The organism is Vibrio sp. Vb0349 (assembly GCF_033338975.1).
Map to the genome: position 1 here is coordinate 120,380 of NZ_JAWOTS010000006.1, position 18,553 is coordinate 138,932.

The following is an 18,553-nucleotide window of genomic DNA, read 5'->3' on the forward strand; positions in this document are numbered from 1 at the left end:
CTCAAACGCTCATTTTTAACGCTCGTTTGTTTTCGCAAACGTTTATATATGCACAATAGTATCGTGCTAGACAGGCAAAAATGATCAAAGGACTTTTAACATGACAACGAACAAACACCCCTCTCTGCTTGGAGAATGTTTGGCCGAGTTTATCGGTACAGGACTACTTATTTTCTTCGGCGTAGGCTGTGTTGCAGCCTTAGTTCTAACAGGCGCATCATTTGGACAATGGGAAATCAGTATTGTATGGGGCTTCGGTGTCGCCATCGCTATTTACTGTTCGGCTGGCGTCTCTGGTGCACACATCAACCCTGCCGTTACCATCGCACTTGCTATGTTCCATGGTTTTGATAAGGCGAAAGTGGTGCCATACATTATCGCTCAAATGCTTGGGGCATTCTGTTCTGCTGCATTGGTATACAGCTTATACAGCAACCTTTTCACCGACTACGAAATCGCTCATAACTTCGTTCGCAGCAGCCAAGATGCACTAGCAACTGCTGGTATCTTCTCAACCTATCCGCATGCCTCCCTCTCTTTCTTTGGTGCTTTTGCTGTGGAATTCGTTATCACTGCTGTGCTGATGTTTGCGATTCTGGCTCTGGGCGATGAAAATAACGGCGCGGCACGTGGCGCAATGAACCCTCTATTGATCGGTATTTTGATTGCCGTCATCGGTGGTTCACTTGGCCCACTAACAGGCTTTGCGATGAACCCTGCTCGTGACTTTGGACCAAAGCTGTTCGCTTACTTCGCTGGTTGGGATTACGCTCTGACAGGTGCTAAAGACATTCCTTACTTTATCGTGCCTTTACTTGCTCCGATTGCAGGTGCGTGTTTTGGTGGTTGGTTGTATCCAAAAGCGATTGCCGCTTACCTTCCACAGCAAGGTCACGGTTGCACGATTCCAAACCAATGTGAGACGGAAGAAGAAACAGAAGAAGCTAGAGCTTAAAACTGACGTAACTCGAACATTTACTAAAATATAAATAACGAAACAAAAGGATTCTTACCATGACTGAGCAAAAATACATTGTTGCCCTAGACCAAGGTACAACAAGCTCTCGCGCAGTGATTCTTGATCATGATGCGAACATCGTAAGCGTCGCGCAACGCGAATTTACTCAGATTTATCCAGAAGCTGGTTGGGTTGAACATGATCCAATGGAGATCTGGGCAACACAAAGCTCTACTTTAGTAGAAGCCCTAGCTAAGTCTGGCATCCGTAGCGACCAATTAGCGGCTATCGGTATTACTAACCAGCGTGAAACGACCATCGTCTGGAACAAAGAAACAGGTAAACCCGTTTACAATGCGATCGTATGGCAATGTCGCCGTACTGCTGATATCTGTGAAGATTTAAAAGCACGCGGTCTCGAAAACTATGTACGTGACAACACTGGTTTGGTGCTTGACCCTTACTTCTCAGGTACCAAAGTTAAATGGATTCTGGACAATGTTGAAGGCGCACGAGAAGACGCAGAAGCAGGCAAGCTGTTGTTTGGTACTGTCGATACTTGGTTAGTTTGGAAGATGACTCAAGGTCGCGTTCACGTAACCGACTACACTAATGCATCGCGTACCATGCTGTTTAACATCAACGATCTATGTTGGGATCAAAAAATGTTAGATGAGCTTGGCATTCCAGCATCTATGATGCCAGAAGTGAAGCGCTCATCGGAAATTTACGGTAAAACCAACATCGGTGGTAAAGGCGGTACTCGTATTCCTATTTCTGGAATCGCAGGTGACCAACAAGCGGCGCTTTACGGCCAAATGTGTGTGGAAGCTGGCCAAGCGAAAAACACTTACGGTACGGGTTGTTTCTTGCTAATGAATACGGGCCAAGAAAAAGTCACTTCGACACATGGTCTTCTAACAACTTTGGCTTGTGGTCCTGCAGGCGAACCAGCTTATGCACTTGAAGGTGCCGTATTCATGGGTGGAGCTTCTATCCAATGGCTACGCGATGAATTGAAAATCCTAAACGGTGCAGAAGACTCTGAATACTTCGCGACAAAAGTGGATACATCAAACGGCGTTTATGTCGTGCCTGCATTTACTGGTTTAGGCGCACCATACTGGGATGCCTACGCACGTGGCACGATTGTCGGCCTTACTCGCGGTGTGAATTCAAACCATATCATCCGTGCAACATTGGAAGGCATCGCTTATCAAACTCGTGACGTACTGGATGCGATGCAAGCTGACTCAGGCATTAAGCTTGCGAACCTTCGCGTCGATGGTGGTGCAGTAGCGAACAACTTCCTAATGCAATTCCAATCCGATGTATTGAACACAGAAGTGCACCGCCCTCAAGTAACTGAGGTTACCGCTCTTGGTGCAGCCTACCTTGCCGGCCTTGCCGTTGGTTACTGGGATAGCATTGATGAGTTGCAGAATAAAGCGGTACTTGATCGCACCTTTGAGCCACACGATGATGAAGAAAAACGCAATCGTCGTTACAAGGGTTGGAAGCGTGCAGTGAAATGTGCACAAACCTGGTCTGAACTTCACGACGAAGAAGATTAATCTCATCTCCATAAGAAAAAAGAGCGCCATTTGTGCGCTCTTTTTGCGCTTTATCCCCGATTCCTGAACTCGCTTACTTCTCACAACGAGCAAATTCGAGCACAATAGAGCTTCGAATTTGAAGCATTGGCCGTTACCAATGCACAAGGGAGTGGTAAGTGAAGCAAATACCTCGACACCAGCAGATTGTTGAGCTGGTGAAAAAACAAGGCTATGTCAGCACGGATGAGTTGGTAGAAAGATTCAATGTCAGCCCACAAACCATCCGACGCGATCTCAATGAACTCGCCGATGACAACAAAATTCGTCGTTATCACGGTGGAGCCACTATTCCTCTCAGTTCTGAAAACACATCTTACAACACGCGTAAAGCGCTCAACTTCAATGAAAAAGATGTCATTGCAGACGAGGTAGTCAAACACATTCCAGATGGTGCCACACTATTCATCGATATCGGCACCACACCAGAAGCAGTTGCGCGAGCGCTCAATAAAAATCATAAACAGTTGCGTGTTGTCACCAACAACATCAATGTTGCGACCATTCTTTTCCCTAACCCTGAAATCAAAGTCATCTTAGCGGGTGGAGAAGTCCGCAGCAGAGACGGCGGTATTGTTGGCGAGGCTACCCTCGATTTCGTTAAACAGTTCCGTCTCGACTTTGGTATTCTCGGCATTAGCGGTATCGACTTCGATGGCTCGCTATTAGACTTTGATTACCACGAAGTCCGGGTAAAACAAGCGATCATTGACAATAGCCGTAGTGTATTTCTTGCCGTAGACCACACCAAGTTCGGGCGCAATGCTATGGTGAAACTAGGCAATATTGCACAGCTCAACATGATCTTTACCAATAAGCAGCCACCAGAAGAAATCTTGTCAATTTTGAAGGAAGCTTCTATCCCACTTGAAGTGGTTGAAGCTAACGAATCAAACTCCGAAAACGAGTAACGTCAATCGTATAATTCCCCCTCAAATGACCTCTGTCTTAATTAGACAGAGGTTTTTTTGTGTCTAAATCACACAAAACGCTCACAAACGAAAATAATAGATGATCACAAACGAAACCTGAGCTAGGATTACATTATGTTCTAAAATGCTCGTTCGCTCACCAAGAGGTCAAATTTATGAGTATACAAAATAATGCTTCCACTACTAGCTCATCCACTACCTTAGACTTGATCGTAATCGGTGGCGGCATTAACGGAGCTGGTATTGCGGCAGACGCAGCTGGCCGAGGTTTGAGTGTTGGCTTATATGAAGCAAATGACTTCGCATCTGCGACTTCTTCAGCAAGTTCTAAACTGATACACGGCGGTTTACGCTACCTTGAACACTACGAGTTTCGTTTAGTTTCGGAAGCGCTCGCAGAGCGTGAGGTTATTCTTCGTAAAGCACCACACGTCGCACTACCAATGCGTTTCCGTTTACCGCATCGCCCATTCCTACGCCCAGCTTGGATGATTCGTTGTGGCCTTTTCCTTTACGATAACTTGGGTAAACGTACGACGCTGCAAGGCAGTAAAACCGTCAACCTTGCGAAATCTGGCTTGCTAAAACCAGAAATGAAAACGGGTTTCGAATACTCTGACTGTTGGGTTGATGATGCACGTTTAGTATTACTGAACGTTCTTGCGGCTCGCGAAAACCATGCTGAAGTGCGTAACTACTGCCGCGTGGAAAAAGCACACCGTGAAGGTGGTATCTGGCACGTTACTATTCACGATGTGATGACAGACCAACGTTTCGAACGTAAAGCGAAAGCGTTAGTCAATGCTGCGGGGCCTTGGGTAAAACAGTTCTTTGATGATGGATTAGAGCAAGCCTCTCCTCGTAACATTCGCTTAATCAAAGGCTCGCACATCGTTGTTCCTCGTATCCACAACGAACCGCAAGCCTACATTCTTCAAAACAAAGACAATCGCATCGTATTTATGATTCCTTACTTAGATAAGTTCTCAATCATTGGTACAACAGATGTGGAATACAAAGGTGACCCACGTGAAGTGTCGATCTCAGATGACGAAGTCGATTACCTCATTGATATCGTAAACCAACACTTTGTCCACCAGTTGACTCGCGAAGATGTAGTTTGGACATACAGCGGTGTTCGTCCTTTATGTGACGATGAATCTGACTCTCCGCAAGCAATCACACGAGACTACACGCTAGAGCTCGATGCGGAATACGACCATGCACCTCTGCTTTCTGTTTTTGGTGGTAAGTTAACGACCTACCGTAAGTTAGGTGAAGCAGCAATGAAGAAACTTGCTCCGTTCCTACCTGAAATGGGTAAAGACTGGACGGCCAACCAAACCCTTCCTGGTGGTAACTTCAGCTGTAGTCGTGAACAATTAGCGAAACAAATTCATGCTAAATACACTTGGGCGCCAGAAGCATTGATTCTTCGTTATGTCACTCAGTTTGGTACCCAAACGTGGAACTTAATGGAAGGTACAACAAGTGAAGCTGACTTAGGACAAACGTTCTCGACACAAGCCGGTGGTGTTTACCAACGTGAGATCGATTACTTAATGAACCATGAAATGGCAATGACCGATGAAGACATTTTATGGCGCCGTACTAAGCTTGGTCTTTACATGAACGAGGAAGAAAAACAGGCCTTAACGGACTATTTAAAGAAAAAGCTACAACAGAAAGTGGTTAATCTTTCTCAAGTTGGCTAACAGCTCCCCTCCCTCCCCCCACAATAAAGCCTGCTTAGTTGCAGGCTTTTTGTTTTGTTGTTTAAGCACAACACCTTGGTGCGCTCCACTCGATTGCAAATAAGAACAACTATTCATAGACATTTGGCGTTAAATACAATCATACTCATTTGAAAAATAATGCATCAATGACTTCAGAGTACCGTACTCAGAGCATTGCCTCTGTATGGCAATGCAATTCTCGCGAAAGAAGTATCTTGAGGTTATTTTGGTATCGGCTCAAACAAGGAAAAGAAAATGGGTTTTATGATTGAACATTGGGACTTCTCAACCCCAGAAGCAACTCAACAATCCACCACGGCAGAGCAAATTCAAGCTAAGCATTGGTACCATTGCGAACGGCTGCATCCTGATATTCGTGGTTGGCTGGAGCAAAACCAAGTACCTCGAGCTACGGTTGATCATCTATTAGCCGACGAAAGCCGACCATCTTTCCATCCTTTAGATGACGAGAACTTCATGTTGATTTTACGAGGCGTCAATATGAACGGCAATGCATCACCAGAAGATATGCTTAGTATTCGAATTCTCTACTTTCAAGGCGCACTCATTTCAACTCGTAAAATTCCATCACGCGCGATCATGGAGATTCGCCAAGCATTAGCGGAACACAAAGGCCCAAAAAGTCTTGCCAGTTTACTTCATCAGATCATTGAAGGATTAAACAGTAAAATAGACATTTACCTTGATACAATTGAAGAAACACTAAACCAGTTCGACGTGAATGATGAATCGACGTACAAACATATGGCGACTCAAAAAGCACTGATTTCTATCAAGCGTTTTATTCGCCCTCAGCAGTACGCTATCCGTGATCTTGTGGAGTCAGAATCAGAATTGATTGCTTTGAGACCTCATCAATATCGCTTCGCACACAATAATATTACGCGCATAAATGAAACACTTGAGTTTTATCTTGGAGAAGTGGCGCTTTTCCAAGAAGAGATCAAACATCATCGTGATGAGAAAACCAATAAAAACAGTTACCTGTTTACTTTGGTAGCAACGATTTTTCTACCAACCAGCTTCTTAACAGGTTTACTCGGTATCAATGTTGGTGGAATGCCAGGCGTGGAATCCACCATGGCATTCACCTGGTTCTGCATCGCCTTAATTGTCATTTTTGGTCTAGAGTGGTGGCTATTTAAACGCTTGGGGCTCACGAATAAAGCGGACGACGAAGACGAATAAACACTAAACCTATAAAGAACAAAAACCAAAAGAGGAGCACGCGGCTCCTCTTTTCTCTACTCACATTAGAATCTTATCCGGGGTGACCATCCACACGAGGGGTCACAAGCATCACACCAAAGCGCCACACAAACAGCCCAAACGCAACAATCCATAATCCGCCGCTGATATCAATCCACAGCATCATGTTCGCTGGGTCAAAGATCACGGCGAAACTGCGAACCAAAGCTGCCGCGGTAATCGCTGTAAACGCAAGGCTCATGTTTGGCCCTTTGTAGATCATGCGACCAGTATGTCCCATCGTCACCCGTGCAATCATCGCTAAAATCAAACCGCCTAACGCACCTATCGCAAACAGGTGAATGAGGTTATGGCTGGCAAATGCATCTCCCCAGACGCCTCGCAAAATTAAGCTTAGTGGTAAACACAAATACGCAGCATGCAGCGACCACACTAAAGGCTCGCTCAGGGTTAACCAAGGTTTCCAGCGAACAAAACGCACCAACTGAGCAACACCTGCAAATAGCATCAAAGGACTACCTAGTTCTGCAAACGTCACAGGGAAAAAGCTCAGCACAAATAGCATTACCAATGGCAAGTTCGCGAACCACTCTAACCAAGCCAATGGTTGCGCTTTTTCGAAATTAAATCGACGCGCAGTAAAAAATGGAATCACACGTCCGCCCATCACTGACAACAGCAAGGTAAACCACCACAGCATTGCTTGCCACACCGCTGAAGAGCTAAAGGGCGGCATACCTTTTATCGTTGCGTAGCTTGCAAAGTTCGCAAAGATGGCTAAAAGAAACAGTGGAACGAAAAACAAATTACGCCAACCTTTGGCTCGATACACACGAATGCCCACCTCATAGGCGACAAACAGTAAAAATACCGCTTCGATACTGCTGGTTAACCATAACGGTGCTGGTGTCCAAAGCAATATGCGGGGCACTAACCACAAGCCAAATAAAGCCAGAAGCATGTAATGCTTGGTACCATTAATGCCAGTCCAGTTTTGTACCGCGGTCAGTACAAAGCCAACTACAATGGCCATCGAAAAACCGAACAACATTTCATGTACGTGCCACCACAATGCAGGCACGGCTAATGCGTTTGGCTGTCCGCCTTGGAACATCCACACCCACAACGCAATCGCAACAATGGCGTAAATCGACCCAAACAGAAAAAACGGCCGAAAGCCTAATCGCAGCCATGCGGGGATTTTTTCTTCTACTTTTTTATCGGTGATATTCAGCATTATCTTGCCCTCAAGCGTCTCTCGATGCTGGTTAACTCAACTACATATTGATGCTACCATAAACATGTATAAAAAATACATGTTTATAATTAAGATTATACTTAAGAGGTAAAGTTGTGCTTCAGATGCGGGTTAGGTATAAACATGAGAGGCACAACTATCAGTTAAGGGATGCAACGACAATGTACATATTTGGCTATGGCAGTTTGATTAATTCTGCGTCGCGTAAGTTAACCGGACAAACGGGAGAAGCCATTCCCGTCATAGCACATGGGTTGGTTCGCTACTGGGGGAAGATTGACGACAGCTACAGCCTCTCTCCATTAGTGGTGAACCAAGGCGATGGACAGGTTAATGGCGTTTTACTCGAAGTAAATGAAGAAGCGCTCGCAGAATTCGACCGCCGTGAGCGAGGTTATCATCGTATTCAACTTCAGCCAGATCAAATCGAAACAGATGCGAGTTTTAACCAAGAACATGACATTTGGGTTTACGTAAAAGACGAGCCACTACCACCATGCGCAAAGAGCCCAATCATGCAAAGTTATGTTGATACCGTGCTGGCAGGTTGCTTAGAAGTATCTCATGCGTTTGCAGAGCATTTTGTGCGTCACACCATTGGTTGGCAACACGCAAAAGAAAATGACCGCCACCAGCCTAAATATGGCAACCTTGCAGGCGTACAAGATCACCATTATGAGTTGATTGATAATCTGATCAAAAAAGGAGCCTAACGGCTCCTTTTTAGTATCTATGTTTTGCTTACGCAAGCTTAAAACTTGTAATCAACACCAACGTACAGGCTGTCAAAATCAAAATCTTCGCTGCCACCGTTTTCGGCATCAATACTTACCGAAGAAGCACGGTAGCCACCAGATACAACCAAACCTGAAGCGAACTCATAACCAGCCTCAACACCGTAGTTAAAGCCTACATCACGACCATCATCGGTAACAGTGCTAGATGATTTCACTTCATAAGAAACACTCATTACACCAAGGCCAGCAATCGCACCAACATAGAAGCCTGTACCTGCAAATTGGTATTTAGGCTTCGCATTGAAATTGAACGCAGAAGCATCAACACTAAATTTAACCGGCCATCCCATGTAAGAAAATGTTTCCTCAAAGTCGCCAAAGTATATGTACTCACCTTCAAAAGCTAGTTTGAAGTTTTCTGAATATTGAAGCTCTTTACCTACAGCGAGGCTAAGACCTGTCGCAGAAAAATCTTTTGACAAGCTTTTAACTTTAAGATCTGAATTTACCAAATCAGCACCAACATACCAGTAACCTTCTGCTTGAACTGATGCTGAAGCAACCACTGCACCTAAAGCCAATAATGGCAATACTTTTTTCATTATAATTTCCTAATTTTTCATACTGTTAGACAGCTTTTAAAAGCGCGGAGATTATAAATAGAGTTGAATACTTTCCTATTGATTTGTTTATAAAATGAGACACAAAACATAAACATGAACAATAAAACGTTTGCTTGATTAAACTCTAAACAGCTCGACTCCTATTAAGTACTAGAGTTACCACAAGTAGCAAGTTTCCAAACCAGTCGCGTTTTTCAGTATTTTTACAGCAATATAATCCTTACGTTTACGGCTTTATTTATTACTCAATAGAGTCTATTTCATGAAAACAAGTTGGCTTGATATGATGATTTAAAGTGTTTAGGACTGTCTTACTAAAGGTTTGTGCATCTCTAAGTAGCTGTTTAAAATAGTCAGATTATTGAGCTCACACTTGGGCAGTGAGCAGTGCCGACGGGAAATTTACATGGCAAAGCTAAAAGATATCGCCATTGAAGCGGGCGTCTCACTTGCAACCGTATCGCGGGTTTTGAACAAGGACCCAACGTTGAGCGTTAAAGAAGAAACCAAATACCGCATTTTGGAAATTGCAGAAAAACTGGAGTACCGCACCAGTAGCTCGAAGAAAGGCATCAAAGAAGCTAAGCAAAAACATCACTTTTTAGCCTTATATAACTACAAACAAGAAACAGAGGTAAATGACCCTTACTACTTATCAATTCGTCATGGGATTGAAACGCAATGCGACAAATTAGGTATTACGCTAACCAATTGCTATAACAGTGAAATTGATGTTGAAACGAAAAAGATAACAGGTGTCCTTTTAGTCGGAAATGTCGACCAAAAGGTAGTAGATAAATTACCTAAACGTCTAGCCGATAGCATCTGCTACATAAACTTTTCAGATCCAACCTGCCCTTATGATTGCGTTGATGTCGACCTTATTCGAATCAGTAGGCAAGTAGTTGATTTCTTTGTACAACGAGGCTACCGCCGTATCGGTTATATTGGCGGTCAAGACAAGCACGACGCAGCTGACACTCGTGAAAATGTGTTTTTGGACTATGGCTATCTAAAAGGCGTGGTCGCAGAACAAGATATACACTATTGTGCCTGCTCTAGTTTGTCCGGTTATAACTTAGCGAAAGAGATGCTAGCCAAAGGTGACTTCCCGAAAGCAGTATTCATTGATTCAGACTCCATCGCGATTGGCATAGTACGTGCAATCCATGAATTTGGCTTAAAGATACCAGAGGATATTACGTTGATTAGTATGAATGATATTCCTACTGCTCGCTTTACCTTTCCGCCGTTGTCTACAATTCGTATTCACTCTGAGTTGATGGGAACTCAGGGAGTGAACTTACTGGTGGAAAAATACCGAGATGGACGCTTACAACCTCTTCATGTATACGTGCAAACAGAGCTTAAACTACGTGGTACAACTCAATGATACCTTTTCCATTAATCTCTTTTATGAATTAAATCTGGAACATCCCCCCCCCCAACCAAAGACATTCATTTTGCACAATCAGTACTGTTTCGGTATAACGCCGATAACTCAGCGGGTAGTAAGAAGTTCAACAACAAATCACTCTAAGCACCATGAGTGCCCCAAATGTTTATCATTTAGAGGTGATGGTCGAAGAAACCAACTCGCGTAGCCAAATGCCTTTGTCTTCATTGTTTCGGCTGGAATGCCACAGCATAGCAATATCAAAATCCGCAACGGCGATCGGCGGCTTAACGGTAACGAGATCGTCCGAAAAGCCCTCCGCCAATGCCATTTTTTCTGGCACGATGGCAATGAGATCGCGTTTTTTCAATAGATGCCGAATAGTGAGAAAGTTGCGCGACGCCACGGTGACTTTGCGGCTCAAGCCATGTTCTGCAAGCTTTTGGTCTACTTGTGTCTTTAAGCTCCCATCGGGACTTACCAGAGCTTGCTCGATGTTCGCGAACGCTTCCAGAGACAGCTGTGTTTCCCCTTGCAATACCTGTTTATCACACATGCACACGTGCTTTTCGGTGTACAAGTACAAGCTCTCAAAGTTGTCATCCAACACCGGCATGCTGCCAATAATGACATCGAGCTTTTCATGCTCAGTTAATGCCACGTAGTTGCTACGATTGACGTTAATAAAACTGATCTGCGCCTCTGGGGCGCGCTGGCGTATTTCGTCATAAAGCCTAGGAGCAAAGATAAACTCGGCATAATCCGTTAACCCGATGCGACATACACCCGCGTAATTTTCAGGTTGGAAGGCAGACTTAGTGAGCAAGTCTTTGGCGATAGAATCCAACAAGTGATGCACAGTTGGCGCGATGTGGTGAGCGTGCTCGGTGGGCTCCATCTTGTGCCCTTTTCGCTCAAAAAGCGGGTCGTCAAACAACAACCTTAAACGAGACAAACTATGACTCATCGCCGACTGGCTAACGTAACTTTTCTCTGCCGCGACGCTAACGCTTCGATAGCGATACAAGTAGGAAAACGTCACCAATAAGTTCAAGTCAATGTTGCGCCACTGAATGTCCTCTTTCACTCCAACATCCTCATCCCATTTCATTCATAGATGAAATTAAAATCATCAATTTGAGTCATTTTAGAGCATTCGATAAATTAGCAACAATGCTTTTTAGATAAACAGGCTCGACATGTTCACCATATTCAAAACTTTTTTCTGGCTGGGTTGGTTCAGCTTCGGCGGCCCGGCGGCTCATATTGGTTATTTTCGCCAAACATTTGTTGAGAAACTGAAATGGCTTGATGACAGCGAGTACGCGCAAATTGTCGCGCTCAGTCAGTTTTTGCCGGGACCGGGCTCAAGCCAAGTTGGCTTTGCTTTAGGCTATAAACGTGGCGGTTTAGGTGGCGCATGCGCAGCATTTGTCGGATTCACGCTTCCTTCAGTGGTCATCATGTTGGCGCTGGCGATGGTGAGCAGCCAAATCACCGACACCGCAGTGTTCCAAAACATCGTTCACGGCCTAAAACTGCTCGCAGTCGTCGTCGTGGCGGATGCGACTTGGGGCATGTACAAAAACTTCTGCCAAAGTAAACTGACCGCGGGTTTGTGCGTCGCGACTGCGATTGCGTTGCTGGTGGCACCAAGCATCATGACGCAAATGTTCGTGTTGATCGCAGCAGGTTTTGTCGGAATGCGGTATCTGAAGAAAGACTCCGCGCCATCAGCCGAGTCGTTTAAACCGTCTATCGCGCCATTGGCTCTATTTGCGGTGCTTTTACTCGGCTTACCGTTAGTGGCTCATACGTTACCTTTACTTGGGCTGTTTAGTGATTTTTTCCAAGCTGGTAGCTTAGTGTTTGGTGGCGGTCATGTGGTTCTGCCGCTTCTGCAAAACATTGTTGGCGACCAGCTCAGCCAAGATGCATTTTTAACAGGCTACGCCGCTGCACAAGCTGTACCAGGGCCAATGTTCACCTTTGCGACTTTTATCGGTTATGAGCTTTCGGATACGCCAATTTTAGGTGCGCTGATCGCAACGCTTGGCGTATTCCTCCCAGGGTTTCTTTTACTACTTGGCGTTCTTAAGAACTGGCAAGCACTGGCAGGAAAACCGCTGGTCTCCGGCGCCATCAACGGTGTAAATGCCTCGGTAGTAGGGTTACTACTCGCGGCACTTTACCAGCCAGTATTTAGCAGCGCAGTTGTTGCTCCCATCGACATGGCGTTAGTGGTTGCAGGTTTTTATCTACACAAAAAGCTCAACCTTTCGGTTCTGTGGATGATCGTGTTTTTTGTGGCGGCAGGCCTTGTCACGGGCATGATGTAGCCTGCTGATACGCCAACTATTGAATCCAGATAAACCACGGGTACTCAAATACGAGTGCCCGTTTTCTCAACTAAGCTTAATGATATTGGAAGGATAGAGATGACGGATCATCAATGGAACAAGACAACAATTACGAGCTCAACCTTAGCTGGCAGCAAAAAGCATCGGCTTTACTCACATCAGTAAAGAATGAGTTATTGAACGATAAGATTTTCTACACCTATTGCTTTATATCGACTGCTGTCATTTATCTTTGTTCTTTGTATCTCGATTTCCCTATCGATTACTCTTTTACCACTTACCTTGAAACACTCATACAAGCTTTGTATGTCACAGGTTTAAGCTGGTGTATCTACTATTATTTCTATCTCATACTGCGCAAAGAAAAACAGCCAGCAAAGCGCTTCATACGAAAACTGAAGCATCTTATTTTTCCGCTGTACCGACCTGTATCAGTGTTTGTTTCGATGATGGCACTCAACCTGATTTTCTCTAATCACACGTTTTTGAAATCGCTGATTCCAATCATCAATCCATTCAAGTGGGATCTGACCTTTGCGAATATTGATTCGTTGCTACACTTCGGGTTTGCTCCGTGGGAGTTGACCCATGCATTATTCTCCAATGCTTGGGCCTCATTAGGGCTAAATGTAGCCTACAACGCATGGTTTTTTTGTATGTGGGGCATACTCATCTTTTTCCTTATCTACAAAAAATACCCGTTGGTAAGGCAACAGTTTTTACTCACGTTCGCATTGTCTTGGATGATTCTTGGTGTCTTCTTCGCCACGTTGCTTTCTTCAGCAGGCCCATGTTATGTGGAGCTTATCACTGGAGATGAACAGTTTGTTCCTCTGATGAAAACGCTCGAAGTCCAAAGCCAATATCTTACCAATGTAGACGCTGGGCAATTGTGGGCATTGCCTACACAGCAATATCTTTGGGATGAGTACATCGCGAATGCCAATGGTATTGGCTCTGGCATTTCGGCAATGCCGAGTTTGCACGTTTCCATTGCTGTTTTGATGGCGCTATCAATTTATAGACTCAACAAAACCATCGGCTACTTTGCTTACGCTTTCGCAGTCATCATTCAAATCGGTTCGGTACATTTAGCCTGGCATTATGCGATTGATGGCTACCTCGCAACACTCTTGACGGTGATGTTATGGAAGATAGTTGGTTGGGCTTTACGGCGCTATGCTTCTTACCCTGAAAGAAGCGAATGACGGCTAATTGAACAAACACCTTTGCAACGGACTACTCCCCATAAATGAAAAAGCCACTCTATCTTGCAGAGTGGCTTTCTTTTAAAAGGGTCTTCAAATTTATTGGAGAAGCGCGGTAGAGGTATCCCCTCGCTCTCTCACCATTGCCAATGCTCGTTCTAGGTTTTTATTTGCCAGTTCATAGTAGGCAGGGTTCTTATCAATAGCCTGTTGTAAATAAGGAATCGCCTCTCCTGGTTTGCCTTGAAGGATCAAGAAATAGCCAACATTGTTGAGCGCTTCGGGTTCTGTCATGTGTCGACTAAAAATACTCAGAGCTTGTCGTGGCTGATCTTTAGCTAAAGCAATGAGACCTAAATTATTGATTCCTCTCTCATCTCCTGGCTTGATACTTAGTGCGGCTTGAGTAAAGTGCGCCGCTTTTGAGTAAGCTTTTTCCATGTAGTAGGAGTAGCCAAGGCTGACCAAAGCGTTTACGTTTCTTGAGTCAATATCCAACGCTTTTCGAATTAACGCCTGCGCAATATCGTGGTCGCCACGAATGTCGTAAAGCACACCTAGACCGGAGTAAGCAGAGACTGGTGATTTATCATCATAGCGATATGTTGCAACGCTCTCTGCAGTAATGTTGTCTTTAGTGATGGTAGGATCGCCATCCATGCGAATTTGGTCAGCATTCAAAGCGCGTATGTAGTAGCTTTTCCCGACGTCCTTTTCTCCACGCTTCGTGTATAAAGTACCAAGCTCAGTCAGGGAGCCAATATGATCGGGGTTCTCAGCCAAAGATGCTCGAAATGATTTATCGGCGAGTTCTGAATTCTCCCTAGCTAAATGGATGCGCCCCACGGTGTACAAGGTTTTATCTTTATGGACCGCATTCGGGAAAGAGAGCGAGCGAATATATTCATACAAGGCTAAGTCGACATTTTTGTTGCTTAATGCAATATCCCCTCGTGAGATTGCCTCTTCCTCTGTTTTGGGAGGTTCATCATTAGTGAGAGACTCAACGGGCTTACCTGAGTACAGCGTTGAATCGAAATCTGATGACTGTTCAGTTGTTGAACATGCGGTAAGCACCAACAACGAGATGATGACGTATTTCTTAATCCACATAACGATCCCTATTTTGCTTTTTAATTAGAAAATGCCTCAGCCAATGAAATTAACGCAGGTCCGATAGCCACTATAAAAAAGCAAGGCCAAATAAATAGCACCATTGGAAACATCATTTTGACTGGGATTTTTGCAGCAATTTCTTCTGCTGCTTGTTGACGCTTATCCCTGTAGTCTTCGGTATATTCACGCAAGGAGTTGACTAAACTCCCCCCTATTCGAGAGGCATGGCTAAGCATACTTACCAGCCCCATTAATTCTTCTAACCCTGTCCTTAATACTAGCTCCCTCAGCGCTTCTGGCATTGGTTTGCCCGCTTTAATTTTGTTGCACACCGTATCGATTTCATCAGCAAGCTCTGGGTGAGAGATAACCAATTCATCAGCAACCCGACGCAACGCTGCATTAAAGCCAAGCCCTGATTCGGTACAAACCACCAGCAAATCAAGCATGTCGGGCACACCTGCACGAATCGCTTGCTGACGCTTGTTCACCATTCGACGCAAAATAAAATCAGGAAATAAAAGCCCAATAAACACGGATAACGCCATATACGTGTACAGGTATTTAGATTCCGGAACCGAGAAATACACCAGTGCCGCCACCATCACACCTAAGATCGTCGTGACCGATTTAATGGCATAAAACATCGATAATGCATTGCTTTCATGAAACCCAGCATGCATCAGTTTATTGCGTGTCGTTTGGCGCTCTTTTTCACTGGTTGGGGAAGTTAAAGGCGCTAACGACTCCAAGGTGTCTGACATTTTTTTGTTGTGATGAGAGACTTCTTTCTTATCACCAGACAATTCGGCTAACTTTCGTTTAATTGGCGAGTTAACCCCGATAATTATCGAGCCTAACGTCATCACAACCAACACTGTAGTGATGAGGATCAACCCCATAAGCAGTGTTTCTTGGCCGACAGCAAAATCGTTTAACCATCCTTGAATACTTTCCATGGCTACACCTCAATATTGACGATTTTACGAATCCAAAGCGTGCCGATAAACAACGCTACCATCCCACCAATGACCATTTTGATCCCCATTGGATGCGTGTGGAGTAACTCAATATACTCAGGTCGAACAAGGGAAATGATGACGTATAAACCAAAAGGCGCTAATACTAATACCCATGCCGACATTCGAGATTCCGCCGAAATGGTTTTTATTTTTCGAGCAAGTTTGAAACGAGCACGTAGGATATGGGAGAGCTTCTCAATGTTTTCGACTAAGTTACCACCCGTTTCCTTTTGCAGTAACACCGCACTGGAAAAAGCAAGCATAGATACGGTAGGAGTTCTCTCCGACATTTGCATAATCGCCAAACGGAGGTCATAACCATAGTTGAGTAAGTTAAAGGTATTCATGAACTCAGGACCAAGCGGAGCACTAACCTCTCTGCCTACTTCTCCAAACCCCTGCGTAATTGGCTGCCCTGCCTGCAAAACTCGCTTGATGATATCGAGAGCCTCTGGCAGTTGCTCTTCAAATTTCATTAAACGATCAGCAATCCTTTTCTGTATGTAGAAGTAAACAGACACCCAGCAAGCAAAAGCAACACCAGCACAGAGGTACCAAACTTGCCCGAACAAGAACAGAAATAGACCAACCGCAGTCCCTCCGAGGAATGTGAGGAAAATAAACCGACTGAACCCCATGTGTATCCCAGCCAGTTCCAACTTCTTCTTAAAGTTATCGAACAGGCTAAACCTCACAAGCCATCGCTCTAATGGCGATAGATTCTTGAGCGAGTTTTCCCTTAATAAAGAAATACTCTCTTGATCAATATGTTTATGGCTTTCGTGTATCCGCTTGATTAATTGCTTATGCTTAACCTTTTTACCCGCAGAAGGCAGAATTAACGCTTGGCTAATAAAGAATACGGACAAAAACAGCAGTACAAGAAAAAGGGGGAATTGACTATCCATAGCAATCTCCTAACGGGCTTTTTCATTGAATATTTCAAATGGTACGTCTAAGCCTCGTTTTACTAATTGGTCATGGCAGCTTGGTACAATCCCTGTAGCCATGTAATCACCTAACACATTGCCTTCTTGATCGACCCCTCTTCTTTGGAAGGTGAAGATCTCCGACATGGTAATAACGTCACCTTCCATGCCATTAATTTCTTGTACGCTAACCATGCGACGTTTACCGTCTTCCTGACGATCCATTTGCACAACAATATTGATGGCAGACGCGATCTGCGCTCTCAAGTTTTTTGTCGACACATTCCACCCTGCCATCGAGAACATATTCTCAATCCGGCTCAACGCATCTCTTGGTGTATTCGCGTGGATAGTAGCCAAAGACCCATCATGACCCGTGTTCATTGCGGATAGCATATCCACCGCTTCTGAGCCACGAACCTCACCAACAACTATCCGATCGGGACGCATACGTAGTGAGTTTTTTACTAAATCACGCTGAGAAATTTCACCCTTACCCTCGATATTGGAAGGACGTGTTTCCAAACGGATAATATGTGGCTGTTGGAGTTGTAACTCTGCTGAGTCCTCAATGGTTACAATGCGTTGGTCGCTAGGAATAAAGCTCGACAAAATATTTAGCGTGGTTGTTTTACCAGAACCTGTACCTCCAGAAATCAGGATATTCATTTCCCCCACAACCGCCGCATTAAGAAACTTCGCCATTTCAGGAGACAACGATCCAAGTTCTAATAAGTTATCCATGTTCAAACGTTCAACCGCAAAACGTCGAATAGAAACTGAAGGCCCATCAATAGCAAGAGGAGGTATAATCGCATTAAAACGTGAGCCATCTTTGAGTCGAGCATCCACCATGGGTGAAGCCTCATCGATCCTTCGACCCACTTGGCTTACAATACGGTCGATAATGTTGCGCAAATGGCGTTCGTCTAAAAAGGTGTGCGGTGTTTTCTCCAACTTACCAAAACGTTCGACGAAAATATTTTTCGGGCCATTTACTAAGATATCTGAGATTGTTTGATCTTCAAGAAGTGGCTCAAGAGGCCCCAGGCCGAACACTTCATCTTCAATTTGATGTATTACGCGGTTTCGCGCTTCTGAACTCAATGGGTGTGTTTGATCTTCCGCAATGAGCTGAACAACCGCTTCGCGCAACTCCTCTTTCGCGCGATCTTCTTGCAAGTGCGATAGAAGCCCGAGATCCAAGGTATCCAGTAGTTTCTTGTGGTAGTAGTGTTTTATCGAGAGATCTTGTTCTAATTGCTTTTTCTGCTCCTCGATCGCTTTCATCTTGGCTTCTACCGGCGACAAAGACTTTTGCTCATCTGACGTGTCTTCATCAGATTTTGCCAACTCGACATTCACAACCTTGGATTCTTTTGTTTCATCTACGGAATTGAAAGAACTCCCGACGCCTTTCCGTTTGAAAAACATA

General features: G+C 44.6%; 16 protein-coding genes. 9 read left to right on the plus strand and 7 right to left on the minus strand.

Annotated features, from left to right (window positions below):
- The first annotated feature begins 100 nt into the window (after positions 1 to 100).
- The 5 genes from R7Q47_RS09710 to R7Q47_RS09730 all read left to right on the plus strand — a co-directional run bounded on the left by R7Q47_RS09710 (position 101) and on the right by R7Q47_RS09730 (position 6,448).
- A complete protein-coding gene (locus tag R7Q47_RS09710) occupies positions 101 to 955 on the plus strand; it encodes an MIP/aquaporin family protein (protein ID WP_318088947.1) in 855 nt (284 codons plus the stop codon).
- Between the two features lie 59 nt (positions 956 to 1,014).
- Complete coding sequence (gene glpK / locus R7Q47_RS09715; protein WP_005380193.1) at positions 1,015 to 2,532, plus strand: glycerol kinase GlpK; 1,518 nt, start codon at positions 1,015 to 1,017, stop codon at positions 2,530 to 2,532.
- A 158-nt stretch (positions 2,533 to 2,690) separates the two neighbouring features.
- Positions 2,691 to 3,482, plus strand: a complete 792-nt coding sequence (locus R7Q47_RS09720; RefSeq protein WP_005380192.1) for a DeoR/GlpR family transcriptional regulator — start codon at positions 2,691 to 2,693, stop codon at positions 3,480 to 3,482.
- A gap of 176 nt (positions 3,483 to 3,658) precedes the next feature.
- On the plus strand, positions 3,659 to 5,218 hold the full coding sequence (gene glpD, locus R7Q47_RS09725) for a glycerol-3-phosphate dehydrogenase (RefSeq protein WP_033905559.1): 1,560 nt from the start codon (positions 3,659 to 3,661) through the stop codon (positions 5,216 to 5,218).
- Between the two features lie 276 nt (positions 5,219 to 5,494).
- Positions 5,495 to 6,448, plus strand: coding sequence for a CorA family divalent cation transporter (locus tag R7Q47_RS09730; protein ID WP_005391702.1), 954 nt, complete (start codon positions 5,495 to 5,497; stop codon positions 6,446 to 6,448).
- A 73-nt stretch (positions 6,449 to 6,521) separates the two neighbouring features.
- On the opposite strand, the gene R7Q47_RS09735 is transcribed toward R7Q47_RS09730, so the two are convergent.
- The gene (locus R7Q47_RS09735; RefSeq protein WP_033905560.1) at positions 6,522 to 7,706 is read right to left on the minus strand and encodes an NnrS family protein; all 1,185 of its coding nucleotides are present in this window, start codon (positions 7,704 to 7,706) and stop codon (positions 6,522 to 6,524) included.
- Positions 7,707 to 7,888: 182 nt separating this feature from the next.
- On the opposite strand from R7Q47_RS09735, the gene R7Q47_RS09740 reads away from it, so the two are divergent.
- Complete coding sequence (locus tag R7Q47_RS09740) at positions 7,889 to 8,440, plus strand: gamma-glutamylcyclotransferase family protein (protein ID WP_154205079.1); 552 nt, start codon at positions 7,889 to 7,891, stop codon at positions 8,438 to 8,440.
- Positions 8,441 to 8,478: 38 nt separating this feature from the next.
- On the opposite strand, the gene R7Q47_RS09745 is transcribed toward R7Q47_RS09740, so the two are convergent.
- Entirely contained in the window at positions 8,479 to 9,066 is a 588-nt protein-coding gene (locus R7Q47_RS09745; RefSeq protein WP_154205078.1) for an outer membrane beta-barrel protein, read from the minus strand.
- A 427-nt stretch (positions 9,067 to 9,493) separates the two neighbouring features.
- Here R7Q47_RS09745 and ebgR point away from each other — a divergent pair, with 427 nt between their 5' ends.
- Positions 9,494 to 10,480 carry a transcriptional regulator EbgR gene (gene ebgR / locus R7Q47_RS09750; RefSeq protein ID WP_248486953.1) on the plus strand — a complete coding sequence of 329 codons (987 nt, stop codon included), beginning with the start codon at positions 9,494 to 9,496 and terminating at the stop codon, positions 10,478 to 10,480.
- Positions 10,481 to 10,652: 172 nt separating this feature from the next.
- On the opposite strand, the gene R7Q47_RS09755 is transcribed toward ebgR, so the two are convergent.
- Positions 10,653 to 11,570 (minus strand): LysR family transcriptional regulator, encoded by a 918-nt coding sequence (locus tag R7Q47_RS09755; protein ID WP_005380171.1) that lies wholly within the window; start codon positions 11,568 to 11,570, stop codon positions 10,653 to 10,655.
- Between the two features lie 112 nt (positions 11,571 to 11,682).
- Between R7Q47_RS09755 and chrA the strand changes: the two genes are divergently transcribed.
- On the plus strand, positions 11,683 to 12,822 hold the full coding sequence (gene chrA, locus R7Q47_RS09760) for a chromate efflux transporter (protein ID WP_248486955.1): 1,140 nt from the start codon (positions 11,683 to 11,685) through the stop codon (positions 12,820 to 12,822).
- Between the two features lie 113 nt (positions 12,823 to 12,935).
- The gene (locus R7Q47_RS09765) at positions 12,936 to 14,051 is read left to right on the plus strand and encodes a phosphatase PAP2 family protein (RefSeq protein ID WP_213912240.1); all 1,116 of its coding nucleotides are present in this window, start codon (positions 12,936 to 12,938) and stop codon (positions 14,049 to 14,051) included.
- A gap of 99 nt (positions 14,052 to 14,150) precedes the next feature.
- Here the strand turns inward: R7Q47_RS09765 and R7Q47_RS09770 are convergent, their stop codons facing one another.
- The 4 genes from R7Q47_RS09770 to R7Q47_RS09785 are packed head-to-tail and all read right to left on the minus strand — an operon-like array spanning position 14,151 to position 18,552.
- Positions 14,151 to 15,164 carry a tetratricopeptide repeat protein gene (locus tag R7Q47_RS09770; protein WP_005386465.1) on the minus strand — a complete coding sequence of 338 codons (1,014 nt, stop codon included), beginning with the start codon at positions 15,162 to 15,164 and terminating at the stop codon, positions 14,151 to 14,153.
- A 20-nt stretch (positions 15,165 to 15,184) separates the two neighbouring features.
- On the minus strand, positions 15,185 to 16,126 hold the full coding sequence (locus tag R7Q47_RS09775; RefSeq protein ID WP_005386462.1) for a type II secretion system F family protein: 942 nt from the start codon (positions 16,124 to 16,126) through the stop codon (positions 15,185 to 15,187).
- Positions 16,127 to 16,128: 2 nt separating this feature from the next.
- Positions 16,129 to 17,097, minus strand: a complete 969-nt coding sequence (locus R7Q47_RS09780) for a type II secretion system F family protein (protein ID WP_046875024.1) — start codon at positions 17,095 to 17,097, stop codon at positions 16,129 to 16,131.
- A gap of 9 nt (positions 17,098 to 17,106) precedes the next feature.
- Entirely contained in the window at positions 17,107 to 18,552 is a 1,446-nt protein-coding gene (locus tag R7Q47_RS09785; RefSeq protein ID WP_046875025.1) for a CpaF family protein, read from the minus strand.
- Position 18,553: the final 1 nt, after the last annotated feature.